Origin of the sequence: Aureimonas ureilytica (assembly GCF_001475935.1) — a bacterium.
Classification (GTDB): domain Bacteria; phylum Pseudomonadota; class Alphaproteobacteria; order Rhizobiales; family Rhizobiaceae; genus Aureimonas; species Aureimonas ureilytica_A.
On sequence record NZ_LDQA01000163.1, the window covers coordinates 1 to 1,070 of the forward strand.

The following is a 1,070-nucleotide window of genomic DNA, read 5'->3' on the forward strand; positions in this document are numbered from 1 at the left end:
AGGAACGCAAGGCACCCCGCGCCATCGCGCTCGGCCAGCTCGAACGGATCGGGACCGCCGCGCCCGTCGCAGACGACGCTCAAGCCGACACCCGATCAGTTGGAGCGAGAAGCCGGCGAAACACGTCAATCCGCGTCTCAGACAGCGGGCGGAAATAACCACAGCGGAAGGCCGGCTCGGCCGTCAGAACGAAATCCACACTCCGCTCAAGATCGAAGAACCGCTCACCGATCCAGCGCGTGTTATCGAGTTCGAAGAACCGCAGAAGCACCATGCCGCTGCGGTTTTCGCTGACCGCCACGACACTCCGGACGGTATAAACGACGCCCATTTGCGGGACGGCGAACCCGTCCCCGTGCGTCGGTGGCGTCTTGATGCAGACGCAGCGCATCCTCGGTTGCCAAACCGTCATCGCCCACCCCTCACGTTGAATTTCTTGGCCTTGAGATGCGGGCGGTCGCCCAGCACCAGTTCGTGACGCCGCCAGGAGCGGCGGCCCTCGCGCTCGGCCCGATCCTCGGCCCGATAGTCGGACACGAGCCGGCACAGCGCCTGAAACAGCCCCGCCGCCTGCGCTTCCGAGCGTTGCCAGCGGTGCGCCATCCAGAGATCGTAAAGCGCCGCGCCCCGCTGGAGCCGGCGGTTGTTCCAGGCCGTGCGATGCCCCGCGCAACAAAATTCCCGATCCTTCGGGCCGGGGGCGAGGTCGCATCCGCATTCGAGACAAGCGTTTAAACGGATCGTCACAGCGGCGGCCCCGCGCGATCCAGCGGGCTGGCCGCTACCCCAGACGCCGGACGGCCACGAAGCGCCGCCCTCATGCCGACACCCGATAGCGGGTTTGCTTGATCCCAAGCGAGGCATCGCCGCGCCAGTGCGAGCGAACGACCTCAAGCCGCCCCAGCCGGACCCGCAAATGCGCCCGGCAGAAATGCAGGGGTCGCTGCCCCGTCAGATGCGCCTCAACCGAAGCGTCCCGAGACAGGTCGCGCGGCGAAGCCACACGAAGCTGGAGTTCGGTCCAGGCATTGAGAGGAAATCGGCCTTGGACGCCGAGCCTGCGCACCAGC

The 1,070-nt window shown here is 66.8% G+C and carries 2 protein-coding genes and 1 pseudogene; all 3 read right to left on the reverse strand.

Annotation, left to right across the window (positions count from 1 at the left end; translation table 11 throughout):
• Positions 1–79: 79 nt before the first annotated feature.
• On the reverse strand, positions 80–412 hold the full coding sequence (locus NS365_RS23255; protein ID WP_153003944.1) for a hypothetical protein: 333 nt from the start codon (positions 410–412) through the stop codon (positions 80–82).
• Positions 409–747: a hypothetical protein gene (locus tag NS365_RS23260; protein ID WP_058602633.1), complete on the reverse strand. Its 339-nt coding sequence runs from the start codon at positions 745–747 to the stop codon at positions 409–411. The genes NS365_RS23255 and NS365_RS23260 overlap by 4 nt, the downstream gene beginning before the upstream one ends.
• Positions 748–817: 70 nt before the next feature.
• Positions 818–1,070 (reverse strand): annotated as a pseudogene (locus NS365_RS24840) (hypothetical protein); the annotation flags it as partial.

Bases quoted from the DNA above. Each gene is read 5' to 3' on its own strand.
- NS365_RS23255 (WP_153003944.1), bottom strand. From the start codon at position 412: ATGACGGTTTGGCAACCGAGGATGCGCTGCGTCTGCATCAAGACGCCA.